General features: G+C 45.6%; 10 protein-coding genes. 3 read left to right on the top strand and 7 right to left on the bottom strand.

The window, feature by feature from the left end; all coding sequences use genetic code 11:
* Positions 1-80: 80 nt before the first annotated feature.
* The 4 genes from ABL924_RS08590 to ABL924_RS08575 all read right to left on the bottom strand — a co-directional run bounded on the left by ABL924_RS08590 (position 81) and on the right by ABL924_RS08575 (position 9,957).
* The gene (locus ABL924_RS08590; protein WP_349026675.1) at positions 81-3,098 is read right to left on the bottom strand and encodes a galactose oxidase-like domain-containing protein; all 3,018 of its coding nucleotides are present in this window, start codon (positions 3,096-3,098) and stop codon (positions 81-83) included.
* Positions 3,099-3,229: 131 nt separating this feature from the next.
* Positions 3,230-3,706: an acyltransferase gene (locus ABL924_RS08585; protein ID WP_349026674.1), complete on the bottom strand. Its 477-nt coding sequence runs from the start codon at positions 3,704-3,706 to the stop codon at positions 3,230-3,232.
* Positions 3,707-4,004: 298 nt separating this feature from the next.
* On the bottom strand, positions 4,005-8,594 hold the full coding sequence (locus ABL924_RS08580) for a DUF4082 domain-containing protein (RefSeq protein WP_349026673.1): 4,590 nt from the start codon (positions 8,592-8,594) through the stop codon (positions 4,005-4,007).
* A 202-nt stretch (positions 8,595-8,796) separates the two neighbouring features.
* Complete coding sequence (locus tag ABL924_RS08575; protein ID WP_349026672.1) at positions 8,797-9,957, bottom strand: sugar transferase; 1,161 nt, start codon at positions 9,955-9,957, stop codon at positions 8,797-8,799.
* Between the two features lie 695 nt (positions 9,958-10,652).
* On the opposite strand from ABL924_RS08575, the gene lhgO reads away from it, so the two are divergent.
* Together lhgO and ABL924_RS08565 are read left to right on the top strand one after the other, a co-directional pair.
* Positions 10,653-11,846 (top strand): L-2-hydroxyglutarate oxidase, encoded by a 1,194-nt coding sequence (lhgO, locus tag ABL924_RS08570; protein ID WP_349026671.1) that lies wholly within the window; start codon positions 10,653-10,655, stop codon positions 11,844-11,846.
* Positions 11,847-12,311: 465 nt separating this feature from the next.
* A complete protein-coding gene (locus ABL924_RS08565) occupies positions 12,312-13,634 on the top strand; it encodes a DEAD/DEAH box helicase (protein ID WP_349026670.1) in 1,323 nt (440 codons plus the stop codon).
* 155 nt (positions 13,635-13,789) lie between these two features.
* Here ABL924_RS08565 and ABL924_RS08560 read toward each other — a convergent pair whose 3' ends face one another.
* The gene (locus tag ABL924_RS08560; RefSeq protein ID WP_349026669.1) at positions 13,790-16,603 is read right to left on the bottom strand and encodes a response regulator; all 2,814 of its coding nucleotides are present in this window, start codon (positions 16,601-16,603) and stop codon (positions 13,790-13,792) included.
* A 110-nt stretch (positions 16,604-16,713) separates the two neighbouring features.
* The gene (locus ABL924_RS08555) at positions 16,714-17,391 is read right to left on the bottom strand and encodes a metallophosphoesterase (RefSeq protein WP_349026668.1); all 678 of its coding nucleotides are present in this window, start codon (positions 17,389-17,391) and stop codon (positions 16,714-16,716) included.
* Positions 17,392-17,713: 322 nt separating this feature from the next.
* On the opposite strand from ABL924_RS08555, the gene fusA reads away from it, so the two are divergent.
* Positions 17,714-19,798, top strand: a complete 2,085-nt coding sequence (fusA, locus tag ABL924_RS08550) for an elongation factor G (RefSeq protein ID WP_349026667.1) — start codon at positions 17,714-17,716, stop codon at positions 19,796-19,798.
* Positions 19,799-20,197: 399 nt separating this feature from the next.
* Here the strand turns inward: fusA and ABL924_RS08545 are convergent, their stop codons facing one another.
* Positions 20,198-20,416: a hypothetical protein gene (locus ABL924_RS08545; RefSeq protein ID WP_349026666.1), complete on the bottom strand. Its 219-nt coding sequence runs from the start codon at positions 20,414-20,416 to the stop codon at positions 20,198-20,200.
* Between the last annotated feature and the right edge of the window lie 321 nt (positions 20,417-20,737).

Raw genomic sequence — 20,737 nt, 5'->3', positions numbered from 1 at the left:
AAACAAGAGAAACTCTAAACACTCAAAAACCACTTTTCAAAACGATGACGGCAATAATAAAAATCCGATAGGAACGTCATTTATGAGCCAAAAGTGGCATAGAGCGAGTAAGCACCCGCAGTTAAAGTCGCAGCCGGAAAACTAGTGGGCCAAACCCCAAAGTTAACTGAATTGCTGCTGAACGCTCCTCGCCCACTGCTTCCATTATTATAGTACATATTATTTACTGAATCGGTTCTGCCGTTTGTATTGTACATTAACCAGTAGGTTGAATTTGGCTGCAAAGTGGCGCTTATCGGCAATGTATTCCACGAATTTGCCGCAAGTGTACCACTCGCTGAACGTGCCACCAGTGTTCCTGGTGTATTGCCGCTGTTCGTGTAGATTGCCAGTTGAAAATTTCGATTACTACTGACAGCGTCAATACTACCGACATACACCGACATGGATACAATAGTGCCGCCACTAGTTGTGACCACCTTGGTACCATTCAGATAGTTGCTGCCTCCACTGTCCAACAAACTACCAACAGTTGAAAGTCCAATCGTCGATGCTTGTTGCCCTGTCCCAACCACGATACTCAAGTTGCGGCTTGCGATCTTGTTGCTCGAATCGAACACCTGAACAGTGAAGCTGAAAGTACCTGCAACTGTAGGTGTTCCTACAATGGAACCTGTACTGCTATTCAGCACCAAACCATTTGGCAATAAACCGCTAGTGATAGACCAAGTATATGGGGAAACACCGCCACCTGATGTCAACGAAGAAGCGTAGGCTGTGCCCAAGGTACCACCTAATAATGAAGTGGTAGTAATTGTGAACGCCGAGGAAGCAGAACCTATTTTGACGATTCGCGCAACGGAAGGCACACCAGCAGAATCTACAATAAATAGCATGTAATGCCCAGGCGGCACTTGGTTTCCGTTCAGAGGGGTGGAAATACTCAATTGACCGTTGGTCTTAGTGAATGGAAGTTCCGTATAAAACTGGTTCATATCCGTAGAGTGCGTTACTGAACCGTTTGCAATAAGGGCTACCGAAGCTATAGATGCGGCATCAGGACTGTCGACCGTGAACGTAGTAGCTCCATACGGCACTGAATCTGGAGCGCTCGTAATAATTGGCCGCGCGCCTTTAAAAAGGTAAGAGGGGGAATAAACTTGGGCAGAGAATTGATTAGGGAGAGAGCCATTTTGCCCTCCTCCCGCCGCAAGTATCCGAGCATCTGGCAGCAGCAAGGCGGTCGAATGGTAAACCCGAGGCGCATTAAGCGAAGCTACAGTAGCCCAAGTTTCCGTGATTGGATCCCAAACTTCTGTCGGCAACGTACCGCTGGCATTCTGTTGATAAGCAATGGTCGCCCCCCCTACGGCAAGTACCTTGCCTGTCGGTAACATGACCAAATTGTGCATATCACGACCAAAAGACATAGGAGCAGTCATTCGCCACGTTGGTGTCGACGCATTCATATCCAATACCGCCGTAAGTTTCACGGATGGATTCTGATAGGCTGGAGCCCCCCCAGACATCAGTATTTTCCCTGGGCGATACTGTACAGCTGAACCCAAAGGAATAGGCGTTGTATTAACGTTCGTCCAACTACTTGCATCTGCGCCCATAAGTTGGACTGATCCAAATTCGGGGGAAATAGCCAATATTTTTCCATTCGGCAAATGGAAGTTGGCTGGATACTCTTGCTCTTGCAATTGACTTGTATTGATTGACGGAATTGCTGTAGATAAGCCGGTGCTAGGATCATATAAGTCTGGGATATTGGCAAAACTACCGGTCACAATCTGCCCACTGGCGATCACCACTCGACCATCCCCTAGCTTCGTAACTCCGGGATACCAGCGATCATAGGCCATATCTCCGCTCTTAGTCCAAGTGTTAAGATCGGCATTATAAAGGTAGGTAGACTTGATACCATCTTGGCCGCTACCCAGTTTATGACCACCTGCTAAGAATACCCGTCCGTCTGCTAGGCTGACATGACCTGCACAGAAAAGCTCTTCATTAACAAGTGGAGTAGCAGTAAACTCGGCCGTCGCGGGATCCCATACAAGTGGACTGGTTACCTCGACATCATGCCCCCAAAGAAGCACCTTACCAGTTTTGAGCAAATTGGCATGAATGGCAACCAAAGGCCAGCTTGTTAACGGTGACCACTCGCCAACCTGTCCACGTGAATCAGCATTTGTAATAGTAACAGTGACGGGGGCAGATATGGCTTGATTACCAGACGCATCCCTGGCAATTGCAGTGAGAGTATGGCTACCATTGTTGTGTAAGGCGGTATTCCATGAATAATTATAGGGGGGTGCTGTAATTAGAGCGCCCATATTGGTTGAATCTATCTGAAACTGCACGCTAGGTACGCTTGCATTATCGGCAGCTATCGCGCTAATCGTTTTGGCTCCTGAAATAGATGCGCCAGATGCAGGAGTTATAATTGATACTGTCGGCGGAATAGTTTCAGCACCAGCCCCAGAATTGGCTGTCGCATACAGCGAGTAAGCGGCGTTGGTGAGCGCTGAAGTCCCGAATGAACTGGGCCAGGTACCAAAAGTCACAGAAGTCACTTTATAAACACCTATACCACTCGCGCCAGGATCGTAACGCATGTCGTTTATAACATTAGTTCTGCCATTCGTATTGTACATCAGCCAATAGCTTGTATTTGCCTGCAATGTGCCGCTTATTGGCAATGTATTCCATGAATTTGCCACAAGTGTGCCAGTCGCTGAACTTGCCACCAGTATTCCTGGCGCAGAACCACTGTTCGTGTAGATCGCCAATTGAAAATTTCGATTCGTACTGGAAGAGTCAATATTGCCCACGTAGACAGACATGGATACGATACTGACACTATTGGTTGTAGTCACCTTGGAACCATTCAAACTGTTGCTAGACCCACTGTCCAACAAACTGCCGACACTAACATTCCCGAAAGTCAACGCAGCAAAGGCTGGCACTGTAACTAATGAGAAGGCTAACGCCATGATTATGCTCAAAAACCTAGCCCCACTTACAGCGATAAATTTTGCTACTTTTGCGCGGAAGCTGCTATTCGGCCTAAAATATCTATATTCTTTCACGATGCCACCTCATTAATAGCTGTATAAGAATTATTCCCTTGCTTGCCTGTAAGTATAGCTACTTAAGCAAGATACTTTACTTTAGCAACCTGACATTGATGGAACTGACCCATTGGTAACAGAGCCTGTATTTACTCTCGCTCACGGGTATCTCCAACCACTCGACCAGGAACGCCTATCAAAATAGCATAATCAGGAACATCCTTGGTTACGACTGCACCGGCACCGATCAATGCGCCCTCACCTATCGAAATGCCACACAAGATGGTTGCATTGCTGCCTATTGAGGCTCGAGCTTTAACTCTAGTATGAATCACTTGCCAATCTGCTTCGGTTTGCAGTTGACCTTCTGCATCCACTGCTTTTGGATAAATGTCATTTGTGAACATGACCCCATGCCCTACAAACACACCATCTTCAATATCAACACCTTCACAAATAAAGGTATGGCTAGAAATTTTGCAGTTCGATCCAATTGAGGCTCCTTTTTGTATTTCAACAAAAGTCCCTATCTTGGTGTTAGCGCCAATTTTGCAGCCATACAAATTCACAAGATCAGGGTGATAGATAGCTACACCTTCTCCCAACTGAACATCATTTTTAACCATGCTATAAAATGCCCCTTTAAATTTAATTTAATATCACTCAAAATGAATAAGAGCAAATTCCCCCGTATTGCAAAATGCACAATTCGATTCAACAGGGAGTTAAAGCCCTATGCATTAAACATCAATTCTACAACTTGATAAGCTTGTAGAATTGACTTAATCATTTTTAGGGGAACTCAAAAGCTCCCTCTCCCTATGAAGAGCGAACAAAGATGAGACATTAATTTCAGTGACTTAATTCTTTCACCTTAGCCAACTTCCAGTGGGAGATGGGGGTTTCAGCGATTCCCTTTAGTGATTATTGCACAGTTACCACATCACTCCTCGTCGCAGATTGTGCGCCAAGATCATCTAATGCCCTGTAATTTAAGCTTATGCTAGCTGGTGCAGTCGCTACTACTGAAAGCTTTATCGTGCCATCGCAGTTGTTTATTATAGTAGCAAGTGACGCAACTTTAATTACCGCTGCCTGACCACAAGTCGAGTTGGCAGATACTGACACTCCTGCGCCTGTAGCTGTGATAACCGCACCCGTCACGGCATCGCCAATGCCATCTGTGGGTATATTGGTTGTAACATTGGGATCTGTGTCGTTGGCTGTAAGATTCATATTGAACATCCCTGTACCATTCATTGCACATGCACTTCCTGAAATAATGGATCCAGCACCCGACCTATTATAAATACAGCTCTCAGCAAGGGTTGTGGGCGCACTGTCAAGTCTTAATGTTACAGTGGCACCCGTAGTAGGTAAACTTAGCGTAGCCCCATTATTAGCCCTGTAACGGAAACTGGTACTTGAAACGCTGTTAATTGTTAATACTCCGTTAGCGGCCAAAGCAACTCCGACAGGAGGCGTTCCAATTGCCTGGGCAGACAAAGATAAGCTTGTAGAATCCGAATCGTTAGCTAACACGCCCATTCCACCTGCGCCTGAGTAATTTACCGTTCGCAGGGTACCGGATCTGAACAGGAAGGTATCTGCCACCGCAACTGGAGTTGATGCCTGCGGGGTGGTCGCCGTTGCCACAGCAGAGTAAGGACTTAAGTTACCTGCCGCATCGGCAGCCCGTACGCGATAAAGATATGTCGTCCCAGCCGTTAGCAACGTATCGCCAAAAATCGTTGTGGTCGATGTCGCTATCTGCACAAAGTTGGTACACCCTGCCCCCTGGCAACGCTCCACCCGATATCCGGTCACCGCCACGTTATCAGTGGAGGCCGCCCAACTCAGGCTAATCTGGGTAGAACCAGTTGCTGCGGCATTCAAGCCCGTAGGCATGGTTGGTGAAATGGTGTCGGGAGTCACAGCACCGTCAAAAACAACATCTACCCAGTAATTGCCCGAATTAAAGGAATTTACCGGAAACCCTCCAGCAGCGCCGTACAGGAACACGCCATTGCCACCGCTCGCACCACCATTCTGCAGCGCATGCAGTGTCAGATTGTCGACCCCCTGCGCGGTAAAGTAACTGCCATTGAAGGCATACCCGCCGTTCGGCGCAAAGTACGATGCTACATAAACGGTATTTGCAGCGATCATAACGGGGGTCGCAAAATTAACTTGCTGCCAACCTGAAACAGTCTCACCGACAAAGTAAGCCGTCGCCAATAGTTGTCCAGTGCCGCTCCAAAGCCTACCGATATGCGTGCCAGTATTGGCAGCACCCTTGTAGAATCGGATACCTTTGATGGTGCCAGCCACATCAGATTTAAACTTGACCCCAAGCTCGACAGCCGCAGTATCAGAAACTGCAGGATTGGCTGGCGTTGCTGTGAGCGGCCAAATAGTCTGAGATGTCGCTGTAGTCAAGGTTGTCTGCGACACCACAGCAGAGTAAGCACTTAAATTCCCTGCCGCATCAGTAGCCTGTACGCGATAAAGATAGGTCGTCCCAGCCGTTAGCAATGTATTGCCAAAACTCGTTGTGGTCGATGTCGCTACCTGCGCAAAGTTAGTACACCCCGCCCCCTGACAACGCTCCACCCGATAACCGGTCACCGCCACATTATCAGTGGAGGCCGTCCAGGCTAGGCCGATCTGGTTAGAACCAGTTGCAGCGGCATTCAAGCCCGTAGGCACCGTGGGTGGGGTAGTATCCGATCCAACACTAGTGGTTTGTGTTGCCACAGCAGAGTAAGCACTTAAGTTACCTGCCGCATCGGCAGCCCGTACGCGATAAAGGTAGGTCGTCCCAGCCGTTAGCAACGTATCGCCAAAACTCGTTGTGGCCGATGTCGCTACCTGCACAAAGTTGGTACACCCTGCCCCCTGGCAACGCTCCACCCGATAACCGGTCACCGCTATGTTATCAGTGGAGGCCGTCCAAGTTAGACCGATTTGGGTAGAACCTATTGCAGCGGCACTCAAGCCCGTAGGCATGGTTGGCGAGATGGTGTCGGGAGAAACGACAGCATTTTCAAAGACAACATCTACCCAGTAATTGCCAGAATTAAAGGAATTTGCCGGAAACCCTCCAGCAGCACCATACAGGAACACGCCATTGCCACCATTCACACCGTTTTGCAACGCATGCAGTGTCAAATTGTCGCCTCCCTGCGCGGCAAAGTAACTGCCATTGAAGGCATACCCGCCGTTCGGCGCGAAGTACGACGCTACATAAACAGTATTTGCAGTGATCGCAACAGGTACTGCAAAATTAACTTGCTGCCAACCTGAAGCAGTCTCATCGGCAAAGTAAGCCGTCGCCAATAGCTGTCCAGTGCCACTCCAAAGCTTACCGATATGCGTGCCAGTATTGGCAGTGCCCTTGTAGAATCGGATACCCTTGATGATGCCAGCAACATCGGATTTGAATTTAACCCCCAATTCGACAGCCGCAGTATCAAAAACTGAGGATATTACAGGGGTTGGCATGGTAGGCCAGATGTTACAAGGGCATGATGCCTGAGTCGTTACTGTTACAGTCACACTTGAACCAACGGCTTCTTGGTTGCCACTATCATCGACCGAGCGACTCATAAGGGTCGCGAAGCCTGTTGTGCGGGGAATCCAAGAGTAACTCCAACTTGCTTTACCCGTAGCCAAATGCCACGAAGTTCCGCCATCGGTAGATACCTCGACACCCCCCACTACTCCACCACCTATATTGTCGATGGCTGTTCCAGTTATAGTAACATTGGCTCCAATTTGCAAAGTGGCTCCAGCTATTGGCGCACTAATTGTTGAAATAGGTGGGGTTGCATCGTTCGATTGGGTTGCAGCCACCAATCCAAATTGCAAACTATGTGGCTGTGCGCCCATGTCGGCAAACAAATTGACCGTCGCCTGCTTCATATCAAGACTTGGTGCTAGAACACTGGCGACCGGAAATGAAGAATCAGCGTCGTGTTGGTTATCTAGCCCCCAGGACCATCGAATTGTACCCGCACCGAACACCAATGCGCCGCTGCTGTGTCGATAGAGGGTCAAGCTGTGAGAGGCTGCTCCAGATGCATATTGATTACCGTAATCGAGAATGTAAGTAGAGGCTAAATTGTACTTTGTCAAAGATAATCTAATCAGACTTGCAGGCTCGAAACCATTGTCGCGTGTTTCATCCCACTCGTAGCCTAGCACTCCGGCCGGAAGAGAAGCATTCAGGTTGGAGGGCATTGTCGAGATGCTCGTGTTGCGCCAGAAACGCAAACTGCGGTATTCCTGCGGCACGGTAATGTTCAAGCCATCTTGACAACAATTGACAGCAAATATTGTACCTGTCAATCCGTTTTCTGGCTTTCCGCCATCTGCTAACGTAAGGGATCTTGGGTCACGCCAAGTACCAGTCCAGATGTTTGGCAAGGGATCTATTTTAATCCGTGCATTAATGTCGTTACTTGCCTTAGTTTCTTTATAAGAAACGAGTGTGCGATGCGATGTACCAGAACCGTCAATACTATTCTCCCAGCGGGTTTTCCAGAACACTTCGTTACCACTGAAAAAAGCCAGATTGACACCTGCATTGCGTGCAGCTTCGACATTGGAGCGTTGAACTGCGGACCAGTACTCGTCATGACCCACAGAAAGAAATATCTTGTGTTCAAGCAGCTCTGCTCCACTACGATCCGTATCTACACCTGTAGTGTAGCTGACATCATATCCATTGGCCTCGAGCCACCGCACCATAGGATACTCAGCTCCAAAGAGTGAGGCTCTGCGGTAGGTAGTGCCTCGAGTTAACAATGGGCGGTTGTAGCTGACTTTATAAGCACGACCTACGGGTAAACCTGCATAAAGACTGTTGCCACCGTGGTCATTATAGGTTTGCGGTATCGCCGTCGCGGAAGTCTGGCGATAATCATTGTAGGCTTGCCATGTGGTGTCGGAAGTCTGGAAGAGTAGTTGAGAGCTGCCGGTATCATTACGGACAATAAAAACAATATGGCTTGCCCCTCCCGTATCTGTTCGCACAACTTTCGCAAAATAAATCCCTGACGTGGCATTTTCTGGCACAGTCCACGAGGCCGAGTTTGCCCAGTTACCACAATCAACAAGCCCTGTCGCTGCATCGCTCAGACAAGTGGGTTGGCTTTGTGGCAATGCCACCGAAAGTGTCACCGTGGCAATCTTACGGGCACCGTTACCAGCATAGTAGCCCATGCGATAAATATCGAGACGATAATTCGCGGCACTGGTATTAATTTTGAAGGTGACCGCTTGCCCTCGGTTGACACTTATATTGGTTGCAAAACCCTGGATACTCAGATCACCGGCATCGGCAACATCCCATTCGGATTCTGGATTCCCTAACAAGCAGTTCTCGGCTTCGATTGCATTGGCTGGAGTTAGGCAGGTGGCTGCGGCCTCAACCTGGAAAAAAATAAATACTATAAAAACAGTAAAGACGAAATTTGTTATATATCCGAGATTGGTGTTTGATTTTTTCACGTCTTTGCTCCCACTGGGAACCACTTTACATAACATTAAGGTAGCTCTTCTAATTTGTTAAAATGACAACTGGTAAATGTGTTTAGTTTAATTAGCACGTTAAGAAGAGACTACTCGCTACAACCCCCTGTAAAACAGCCAATAAAACTCATCGTCTTAGTCTCAACTAAGGTTTTTCGGTCGAGTCACAAAGCTAAACGCACTAGACTGCGCCTCTACATTGCAAAACTTCTTTAATCGTTCTAAATAAAATTTTTATATCCAGCATAAGCGACCACGTCTGAAGATAGCGAACATCGAGCCTGACCGCTTCATCAAACCCCGTCCTACTGCGCCCTTCCACCTGCCAAAGCCCAGTGATTCCAGGCTTCATCTCCAGTATTCGCCTTAAATGCCATGATTGATATTTTTCAGCTTCATAGCCAAGTGGTGGTCGCGGCCCAACCAAGCTCATGTCTCCTTTTAAAACATTGTAAAGTTGCGGCAACTCATCAATACTGGTTTTTCGAATAACACTACCTACAGACGTAACCCTGGGATCATAGTTGATCTTATACAGAGGATTTTGCACGTCCCCATTGTTGATTGTTATATCGTCATCACCATTGATTAACTTTATGACATAATCCCTGTGTATTTGGTCATTCGTATCCGTACGCATAGATCGAAATTTATAAAACGTAAACGGGATACCTTTTTTACCCAAGCGGGTCTGCTTAAAGATAACAGGCCCTGGAGAATTAAATTTAACCAACGCTGCAGCCACCAACATGACGGGCGACAAGATCGACAAGGCTATGAGCGAACCAATAACGTCTATGGCTCTTTTAATCTGAAGTTTATACAACGAACCAGGGGCAATCGAATCTTCAAGCATGAGCTTCAAAACATCAGATGAAACACAGCCATTTTTTGCAAGGCTATCGAATATTTGATCAGGATAAGTCGAAGCTACAATAGCAAGCTGAGGATTTATATAGCTATTAACTATTTTTTCACCGATTCTTTGTGCGCCAATCTCATCGGTATAAGGAAGCAGCACACCCAAGGTATATTTATCAATGTAGCCAACAACGTCGGTTTCCCGAGTTATTGTCCGAACAAACTTTAACATCTCGCTGATGCCTGTAAGACCTTCGCTCTTAGGCTTGTCTTGAGTCAATAACACAATAGACAGCGCAGTTTTAGACCTTTGTGCGCGGTGCTTCTCAAGACGTAATTGTTCGAGAAAACAGGATTGATCAAAAACCTTATCGAAATCAGTCTTACAGCATTTCGAAGCTGTAGTAGCTGTAGTAGCTGTAGTAGACACCAAGGGGTCGTTTAATAACGGCTTACTTTTCATTTGCATCGTTGATATCATGGCGTTTGCCCTTCTGAGGTAGCACTAAGCTAGAGATCATTCTAGCAATTTGCGTTGATTTGTATATAGGTAAAGTTACTTATTTCTTGGTATTATTACCTTGAAAAAAGTCCGATTTATGCTTAATTCAACTAACTTAAACTTCAACATGAAAACGTTCTAACTTATTTAAAATCCAATGGCGTAAGAATAGTTGAAAATCCGTAATTTATTAGGCGCAAATTCACTTAAATTGTCTCTCGCATTTCATTATGCTCTCGCATACTAAAACACCTAAACGCTGAGTCAAATTACTGGCATCTTGTTGAACAGTAAAGTCAAATCATCTTTCGATTTTTTTAAGCTTAATATGCCATACTGGTTGCAAAAACGGACTTGCCACTTTCGTGGCACAGGAAATCAGTCTACCGGTAATTTTTCTGCGCATTTTGATCTCAATCAAAATGCCTTACGTTTAATTAAGTTGAACAAACAAAAGCTGAAATTTGAGAACATTATAACACTAGCGAATAAATTACGGCGCAGAAGATAGAAAAAATTCTACTCCCTACAAAACGCGCGGCATTCCTGCCATCAATTAGGCCGCAAAACTCGGCAGCACAAGTTATGATGTGTTTATTGTTTCGCCAGTAGCCAAGAAAACCCTATGCCAAAATTAAGTAGCAGCCTAAAACATCATCACTGAGTATGATTCCATGAACACACAAAAATCTTTTCTTATTATCGGCGGCGGTTTAGTAGGTTTGGCGACCGCTTACCGACTATTGGAACGATTCCCGTTAGCCAAAGTTGCTTTACTGGAGAAAGAATCCTCAGTCGGCATGCACCAAAGCACTCACAATAGTGGAGTTTTGCACGCGGGACTTTATTATGCGCCCGGCTCAGCCAAAGCGAAACTAGCCGTCACTGGCATTAAACAAATGATTAGCTTCTGCCGTACAGAAAATATCGACCATGAAATATGTGGCAAACTTGTTGTGGCTGTAACATCGGAAGAATTGCCACGTTTGGATGAATTACTCCGGCGCGGTATAGCCAATGGATTAGAAGGATTAAGGAAGATTGATAGGGACGAAGTAAAAAAAATAGAACCTAACGTCGCAGCATTGGCGGCAGTACACGTTCCAGAAGAAGGTATTGTCGATTACAGGCAGGTCTGTGACCGAATGGCAGCTATTATTCAAGACCGTGGTGGGGAAATTGTTACCAATGCAAAGGTTCTGCGACTCGACCATAAAGCTAACACATGGATAGCTACCACAACGCAAACCGAGTTTGCTGCTGATTTCTTAATCAATTGTGCTGGATTATATTGTGATCGAGTGGCTGAACTGGCAGGCGAAAAAAGGGATGTTAGGATTGTTCCGTTTCGTGGTGAATATTACCTCCTCAAACCCTCTGCACAAGATTTGGTGAAAAACTTAGTTTATCCAGTACCCAATCCAGAATTTCCCTTTCTGGGTGTCCATTTCACCCGGATGATACAAGGCGGAGTAGAAGCTGGCCCAAATGCCGTACTCGCTTTTGCGCGCGAAGGATACCACTTGACCAAAATCGATATTCGAGACATGCTCGACGCACTGCTTTTCCCCGGACTTTGGCGTTTTCTCCGCAAATATCCGGCTATGGCGCTCTCTGAATTGGCACAGTCACTTAGCAAAGACAATTTTTGTCAAGCTCTGCAACGACTAATACCTGACATCAGACCAGATGACTTGGAACCCGGTCATGCTGGTGTCCGGGCTCAAGCCATGACTGCTTCGGGCGATTTAGTCAATGACTTTCACCTAGTCATTCGTGATAACGCTATCCATGTGCTTAATGCCCCAAGCCCAGCCGCGACAGCGTCACTGGCAATTGGAGAGTATATTGTAAATTGCCTCCCCTAGCACGTCAGCGTTAAGAGCGCTTATTGTGTATCAATCCATACGATCACGCCATCAGCCCTATTAGACCGGACATCCCACTTTTTGGCGTATTTCCGTCGGGATAAAGCCTTAAATGCGCCTTCTCGGAAGCCATCACGCCCTGACTCCGTTTGCTATTGGGTAATTTTACAAGTTACCCCTACCGTAAAAAGCCTATAATGCCACGAGGGAAGCTCTAAAAATTCAAAAACCCCTTCTCCCTCTAGGATGCCTACATGGAGGTAGTAGGGCAATGCAGGAGCTATTGCCGATAAGATTGGGATGAGGGTTTTAAATCAAGCATTTATAACCCTCACCCTAGCCCTATCCCAGAGGACACAAGTATCGGCCCCTTCTCCCTTGAGGGAGAAGGTCGGGATGAGGGGGGGTTAGAGATCCTCATGATAATATTTCATTCTTCGACTCCGCTAAATTCCTAAAAATTTAATGCAAAATCCGCCAAACATTACCTCCTTATTTACTGAATTTGAACTAGACAATCGCTTGTTAAAAGCGATTGAGAAGCTAGGCTACGAAACGCCTACTCCCGTTCAACAGCAAGCCATTCCACCCACACTTGCAAATAGGGACTTACTGGTCAGCGCCGAAACGGGCAGCGGCAAAACCGCCGCGTATTTACTGCCTACCCTGCAACAACTGCTGGCTTTACCCGCCAAACCATTGGGTGTTCAGGTGTTAATCCTATGCCCTACCCGCGAGCTTGCACAACAAATCTTCGGTCAATGCCAACAATTCAGCGAATTCACCCCGCTAAAAACCGGAATCATTACGGGCGGCAGTGATTTCAAGAAGCAACAATTGGCACTGACAAAAGACACCGATATTATTATTGCCACCCCAGGCCGCCTTCTGGAACACTTTCAACTGGCAACATCCTATTTCCAGAATCTAAGCGTACTGATACTTGATGAAGCAGATCGTATGCTGGACATGGGCTTTAGCGATGACGTGCTGACGATTGTCGAAACATGCAATAAGCAACGCCAAACCCTCCTATTTTCGGCGACTTTAACCCATTTCGGCGTGATTAAAATCGCCGACAAAGTGCTAAAAACCCCAAAAGTAATTGCGTTAAATACCCTGCATGATGGACATCGCAACATTGCCCAGCACCTTATACTGGCAGACGACCACGACCATAAGCTGAAACTGCTGGCACATCTGCTCGCGCATGAAAGCTTCGACAAAGCCCTGGTTTTTACCAATACCCGTCTAAGGGCAGACGAATTGCATAATTCAGTACGTGGCGCAGGCATACGCTCCGGCTTGCTGCACGGCGAAATGGATCAAAAAGACCGAAACCGCGTTATGGGACTGTATCGGGACGGCATTATCAACACCTTGATCGCCACCGACTTAGCCGCCCGTGGTCTGGACATCAAAGGCATCAATCTGGTCATCAACTTTGACATACCCCGTAACGGCATTGATTACATCCACCGCATAGGCCGCACCGGACGCGCCGACGAACAAGGCATCACCATAGCCCTGGTAAAACACACCGAATGGAACTTAATGGCAGGTATCGAACGCTTTTTAAAGCAGGAATTTATCCGTCGCACCATTAAAGGACTGGAAGGCAGCTACAAAGGCCCGAAAAAACTTAAATCATCTGGCAAAGCCGCTGGCAGCAAAGACAAAAAGGAACCTGCTAAAAAAGCAGATGTTAAAAAAGTAAAAATCAGGGAACGAGATAAGAAAAATGTGGGTAAGCGGCGTATTCCGAGTGACAATAAAAGCACAGGTTAACTTAACATATAGATAACAAGGAGCTGGATGGGATGGTTTTTAAACCCCGTTTCGAGTCAGAATGATGCTTATTTGGGCAACCTTCGTTAACGGGGCGGTCTATGGAAGCGAGAGTTTTGAATTTTTTTGCCGATTTTCCTGGTATTGGTGTTCGACTAAACAGTAGAGTTAACCTGCCTTTTTCTTTGTGGTAACCACAACAACAATACTTTTTCAATATCAACGGGTCTTACGGGTTTAGCGAGATAATCATCCGTTCCCGCTGCTTTGCAGGCTTCTTCATCACCCTTCATGGCGTTGGCTGTGAGTGCAACGATAATTGTCTTGGTTAAGTTTTTCTGGCTTTCTATTTCCCTAATCAATTTAGTTGCTTCATAGCCATCCATAACAGGCATCAGGCAATCCATAAATATCAGGTCAAATTTTTGCTGCTTAAAGAGCTTAACGGCCTCTTGGCCATTGCCCGCTGGTGTTACATGGCAACCATATTTTTCAATCATTAGTTTGGCAACTTGCTGGTTGACCGGATTATCTTCAACTAACATTACTTGGGCATTAGTAAATTTGAGCTTATCGGTTGCTTTATTCCTGCTTACATCAGCGACTTCCTTAAAGTTATGCTGGGTGATAAACGGGATAGTTTTGCCTTCTTTATTGGCAGTAACCAGCGTTGCAATCACTTTCTTGAGTATATCTTGCCTAAGCGGTTTACTTAGATAGCCGGAGAAACCAGCTTCGCTCAATCTTTTCCTGTCACCTTGATTAGGTGCTGAAGTAACAATCAGTAACGGTAAATGTTTGGTCAACTGATTTTCACGAAGTTTCAACCCTAAGCCTTCGCCATTCATGCCTGGCATCATATAATCGATAATGATGGCATCATATTGATTGTCTTTTGCAAGCATGTTTAACGCTGCATCGCCGGAACTAACGGAAACAACCTCGATCCCACAGGGAGTAAGCATATCGTCTATGATCGTAAGTGCAATTCGATTGTCATCAACAGACAGGATTCTTGCGCCTGTTAAGTTAACATCACCCGATAATCCAGCGACGGGCAAGACCTGCTCAATTTCTGGCAGCACAATGGAAAACCAAAAAGTTGAACCTACGCCGATGTTGCTCTTTACGCCGATGGAACCGTGCATTAATATTGAAAGCTCTTTTGATATGGATAGCCCCAGCCCAGTCCCACCAAACTTACGTGTTGTTGAGCTATCAGCCTGGGCAAATGCGTTAAACAACTTGTCTATTTTTTCTTCCGAAATACCAATACCGGTATCGTCAACCAAAAATTTAAACTCGATTTTTCCGTCCGGTGTTTTGTTTGCTTCTATGCCTAAGTAAACATGCCCTGCTTCGGTAAATTTGATGGCATTGTTAATCAGATTAAGCAGTATTTGCCTGATTCTGCCTGGATCACCTTTAACGTAGCGCGGTGTATTGGGCGGGAAACGAAACAGCATTTCAAAGCCTTTGTCCGATGCTTTTAACGCCATGAATTCACAAGTTTCTTCACAAAGCAGCCGAATGTCGAAGGGAATATTTTCCAGGTCTATTTTCCCCGCCTCAATTTTTGAGAAATCCAGAATATCATTAATAATCTGGAGCAAGTTATCGGCAGAACTCATTATGGTGCGGGTATAATTTTTTTGTGTGAGCTGTAACTCTGTATCTAACAGCAGGTTAGACATGCCAATGATGCCGTTCATGGGTGTGCGGATTTCGTGGCTCATATTGGCAAGAAATTCGCTTTTAGCTTTGGTTGCACTCTCTGCCTTATCCAGTGCTACGGTAAGTTCTTTCGTGCGCGCTTCAACTTTTTCTTCCAATTCACTATTTTTTGATTTTATAAGCGCGAAATTCCTCTTCATCAAGAAACACAGGAGTAAGCTCAAGATGACTAAGCCCGCCGAAGAACCGTAGCCAGCGACCTCAAAATTACGAATCGCCTTTACATCACCGCTTTGCAGGAATTTCTCATCAGGAAATCCGACCCATAAAGACCACTGGCTTTGCGGATCGTTGGTTGCAATGGGAATGACTGTTGAAAAAAGCAGCTTAGGATCGGGTTTATTTTTCATAACCCAATCACTTGATTTATGCTCTTGCCCGTCATCGTAAGTCATCGCGACGTAGTTGTGGGTAGGATTTACCAAGGCATAATCTTGCCTTGGCATTAAATCCCTAAGCGCATGGCTGAGCATGATTGCAGAGATACTGCCTTTTAATTCATCATCTTTTCCATAAAAAGGCACGGAGAAAACCAAACCGGAGCGATCAGCGTCAAGCTTTGTCGTCCTTGAAAACCGTGAATTGTCGCAAGTAATAACCTCCCTTCCAGAGACAAAAGGCACATTAATGCCTTCAAACTTATCCATAGTCGGATAATTTTGCTTTAGCCAGCCCAACTGATCCTGTAAAAGCTTGTACTCGAAGGTTTCCACTTCTTCTAACGGCTCTAGTTGCACTTCATTGAGCTCTGATTTTCCGGCTTTTTTGCCGGAATCAAGAGAGCGCCCAACTATAAGATGATCAAGCATGAGGATAGGTTCTTCTGGCCTGCCTGTAATGAGGTCTAGCTTGTTGGGATTTAAATCAACAGGCACAATATACACTTCAGAGACTGATACTGAGCCGACCAAATTGTTATAAAGTTCTTGAACAGTTCTGTGAGCGTCAGAATCGAGATTATCAGCGTGCCGATCAATTTTTCTTACGCTAGGCAGAAAGCTAATTGTCCTGATATTTTGATAAACATGCGTGATGACATCTTCAATTTTTACCGCCACTTCTTTGGCTTCGTTATATGAAGATTTTTTGTAATGTTCTAGCGCAACGTCATAATCCTTTCGTGCCTTTTCATGCACTAAGGCGGCAAACACCGCGCCTATTACAATGATAAAAATATAAGCAAGTAACCACTTATTTTTTTGCCTACCTCCTTGTTGATAATTATTTACATTCATCGTGGGCGTACTATTTTCTGTTTCAATCTTTCCTCAGGTTTGCAAAGACAGTTTAGTTTATGGAACTTAATATTACTGGGTGCAAGGTTAAGAAAGGGAAGAATAATTTTTCAATCACTAATCGTATTCCCAGTCAAATCCGCCACCGCCGCATTGGCAACCCCATATACCTGAATATTGTGCTTAATTACCCGGGCATAATTTTCGTGTAGATGTCCGTGGAATATATGCTTTACGCCCATTGCTGAGGCAAGTTCACCAATAACCGAAAACCCGTGTTTGTGTGATCCTGGGGCTTCGTGGGTCACGAGAATATCGGCTTTCATTTTAGCTAACGCGTGAAATTCGTCATGCCAGATGGCGCATTGATATTTTAACGGCATTTCACCAGACTTGAGGTGGGGGCGTTGGGCATTAATATATTGCTGTTTGTTGGCCCATTTGGGGGCTTGCGGCGGATACCATACTCGACCAAGAAAAATACCGCCTAAGCCAGCAATGCGGATACCAGCAATATCAACCACTTTCAGGTGTAAACCGTTATCTGCTAGGGCGGAATGAAATAGGTTGTGGTGTTTATCGGGCGTTTCAAAATCGTGATTGCCGGCAATCCACCAGATTTCAGTCAGACCGACAATCTCTTGCAAGGAGTTTTCCAGCGAAGTTTCCAGGTCGTAGTCCCCCAACAACACGACCGCTTTGGGTTTATGTTGGTGTACTGCGGCGATTAAAGGCTTGAAATTACCGTGCGGATCGCCAGCAAATAAGATTTTTTTAGATAAGTCCACTGGGCTTTTAGCTAGGTGATAACTTATTGTGGATGATCTGCATAGTCGTAGTGTAGCCAAATTGTCCGAATTAAATTGCCCAAATTAAGCACAGAAAGAGCCTTATATAAGGTTACGAGAATGTTACCACAACAAATTCGATAGGATTTCTGTATTATTGTAAGGATTTTAGGTTAAAATACGCGGTTTTCAAAACTTGGCTGGGCAGGACTTTGATTTATCGCACTTAGTCGGCGCACTTGGTCAAGTTTAGAACCCTTAAGAGACGCTATCCAGGCGGGGTCTCCAAAAAAGTTTTCATGCCCACATATAGAGTACAACTATGACAGATTTATCGCTTTACAGAAACATCGGTATATTCGCGCACGTTGATGCCGGCAAAACCACAACCACCGAGCGGATATTAAAGCTCACAGGAAAAATCCACAAAATTGGTGAAGTGCATGATGGTGCAACCACCACCGACTTTATGGATCAAGAACGTGAACGCGGCATTACCATCCAATCCGCAGCGACTACCTGTTTTTGGAAAGATTATCGTTTTAATATCATCGACACCCCAGGACACGTTGATTTTACTATAGAAGTTTACCGTTCCCTGAAAGTTCTCGATGGCGGTATCGGTGTTTTCTGTGGTTCTGGCGGTGTAGAACCGCAATCAGAAACCAACTGGCGTTATGCGAATGACTCTGAAGTTGCCCGCGTTATCTACATCAATAAGCTGGATCGTATTGGTGCAGATTTCTATCGAGTGATTAAGCAGGTTGAACAAGTACTGGGTGCAGTGCCTGTCGTTATGACCTTGCCGATTGGTACCGAAGACCAGTTTGTAGGCGTTGTCGATGTACTTACCCGCAAAGCCTGGATATGGGACGATTCTGGTGACCCAATGAATTACCATATAGAAGGCGTACCTGCCGATATGGTGGCGGACGTTGAAAAATGGCGCGAAAAAATGATCGACCAAGTTGCCGACCAATTTGATGATGTTATGGAACAATATCTGGATGGCGTAGAACCTGATATTGAAACCATTAAACGCTGTATCCGTAAGGGTACGATTAATCTCGATTTCTTCCCGACCTTCTGCGGTTCATCTTTCAAAAATAAAGGTGTACAGTTGGTGTTGGACGGCGTTATCGATTACCTGCCTAGCCCAACTGAAGTTAAACCTCAGCCTGAAGTTGATCTCGAAGGCAACCCAACGGGTGAATTTGCGATAGTCGATGCCAATAAGCCATTACGCGCACTCGCCTTCAAAATTATGGATGACCGTTACGGCGCATTAACCTTCCTACGCATATATTGTGGCAAGCTGGAAAAAGGCACCAACGTACTCAATACCTTCACAGGCAAAACTGAACGTATTGGTCGTATTGTTGAAATGCACGCTGATGACCGTAATGAGTTGGATTCTGCACAGGCTGGCGATATTGTCGCGGTTTTGGGCATGAAGAATATTCAAACCGGTCACACGCTATGTGATCCGAGATTCCCTGCAACCTTAGAACCGATGGTATTCCCTGATCCCGTTATTTCGCTGGCAATTAGCCCGAAAGATAAAGCGGCATCTGAAAAAATGGGTATCGCATTGGGTAAAATGATTCAGGAAGATCCGTCTTTCCACGTAGAAACTGACGAAGACAGCGGCGAAACCATTCTTAAAGGTATGGGCGAGTTGCATCTTGACATCAAAGTAGACATCTTAAGACGTACCCATGGTGTTGATGTTATCGTCGGTAAACCACAGGTGGCCTACCGCGAAACCATTACCAAACTCGTTGAAGACGAATACACCCACAAAAAGCAATCGGGTGGTTCTGGTCAATACGGCAAAATCAACTACATCATTGAACCCGGTGAGCCAGGTAGTGGTTTTGTATTTGTATCTGCGGTCACCGGTGGTAACGTACCGCGCGAGTACTGGCCTGCGGTTGAAAAAGGCTTTAAAAACATGTTGGACAAAGGCGTATTAGCTGGTTTCCCTTGTTTAGATTTTAAAGTTACGTTAACTGACGGTGCATTCCATGCGGTTGACTCGTCTGCGCTAGCGTTTGAAATTGCTGCCAAAGCCGCATTCCGTCAAACCATTCCGAAAGCGGGACCTCAGTTGATCGAACCGATCATGAAAGTGGACACCTTTACACCTGACGCACATGTCGGCGATGTGATCGGCGATCTTAACCGTCGCCGTGGCATGATTAAATCTCAAGATCCAGGTATCACGGGTGTGCGCGTAAAATCTGATGTGCCGCTGAGCGAAATGTTCGGTTACATCGGTGATTTGCGTACCATGACATCAGGACGTGGACAGTTTTCTATGGAGTTTTCACACTACATGCCGTGTCCTAAAAACGTGGCAGATGAAGTCATCAAAGAAGTTAACGAGCGCAATAAAAACAAGTAGTTGTAGACCTAATTCATTAGTCTTTCGGATTTTAAGTAGGCCGCAGTGGTTAGGTACGATGCAATAGTATATTGCATCGTACCTGATTTTTTTAACGTGTTGTTAAGCAGCTTAGATTTAGTATAGCGAAATCAAGACAATAATTTGAGCACACTGCATTGATCAGGCTACTCGATGATGTATTATTGAACGAACTGTTTAATCATATCGATCATTTGCGTACCGTGCATGCTTCCCGTTGCAGCTAGAATCCCTATAGAGTTCGCTACTACATAACGTAAAACGTCTGCAACGTGCGAACTCTTTCCGCAGCAACCGAAGAGAAAAAATTCAAAAAAGAGAAATCCTTTATGTGATTTCCCTTTATCGGCTTACTGCGCCGTACTGTCGCCGAACTCATTAAAATAACCCGCAAAAAAGATAGCTACCAACCGCGTAAGCAGCGAGTCCAATGGACAATCCGAACGCCAGCACGATTAACGGATGAATTGTTTCGTTTTCGTTATCGTTATCGTATTCATCTTCCCAGTCACTCGACCCATTAAGGTTAAACTTGATAAATGAATCAAGCTCTGCGGTTTTTGGATTACGGATTTGTCCACGCTTTTCAATAATCATTTTTGTCCCAGAAGTTTTGACGCTCTTTAGGCATTTTTGCAAATAAAACATCACAGCAATATCGCTTAGGGCAATTTTGATTCTAGTCGTTGCATGCTTGGTCTAACCTTAGCTGCACCGATTTATTTAACGTTACTACGTGACTGCATTTGCCAACAGTATATTTGTAAATAGTGCTGATAACCATAGGTACGAATACTTATTGATCCGGCCTTTAGAAGTTTTAAGCTGCATATTTGACTCTCTTATCCTGAAAGAAGCTGCGTATGCGTTCTGGATTCGACTTCAGCATGTCCATATGTTGATTGGCGGCAGCGCGAA

The sequence above is a fragment of the Methyloglobulus sp. genome, from assembly GCF_040079455.1.
GTDB lineage: Bacteria > Pseudomonadota > Gammaproteobacteria > Methylococcales > Methylomonadaceae > Methyloglobulus.
Note: the sequence above shows the minus strand (reverse complement) of the source record. Positions and strands in the feature narration are given on the sequence as shown.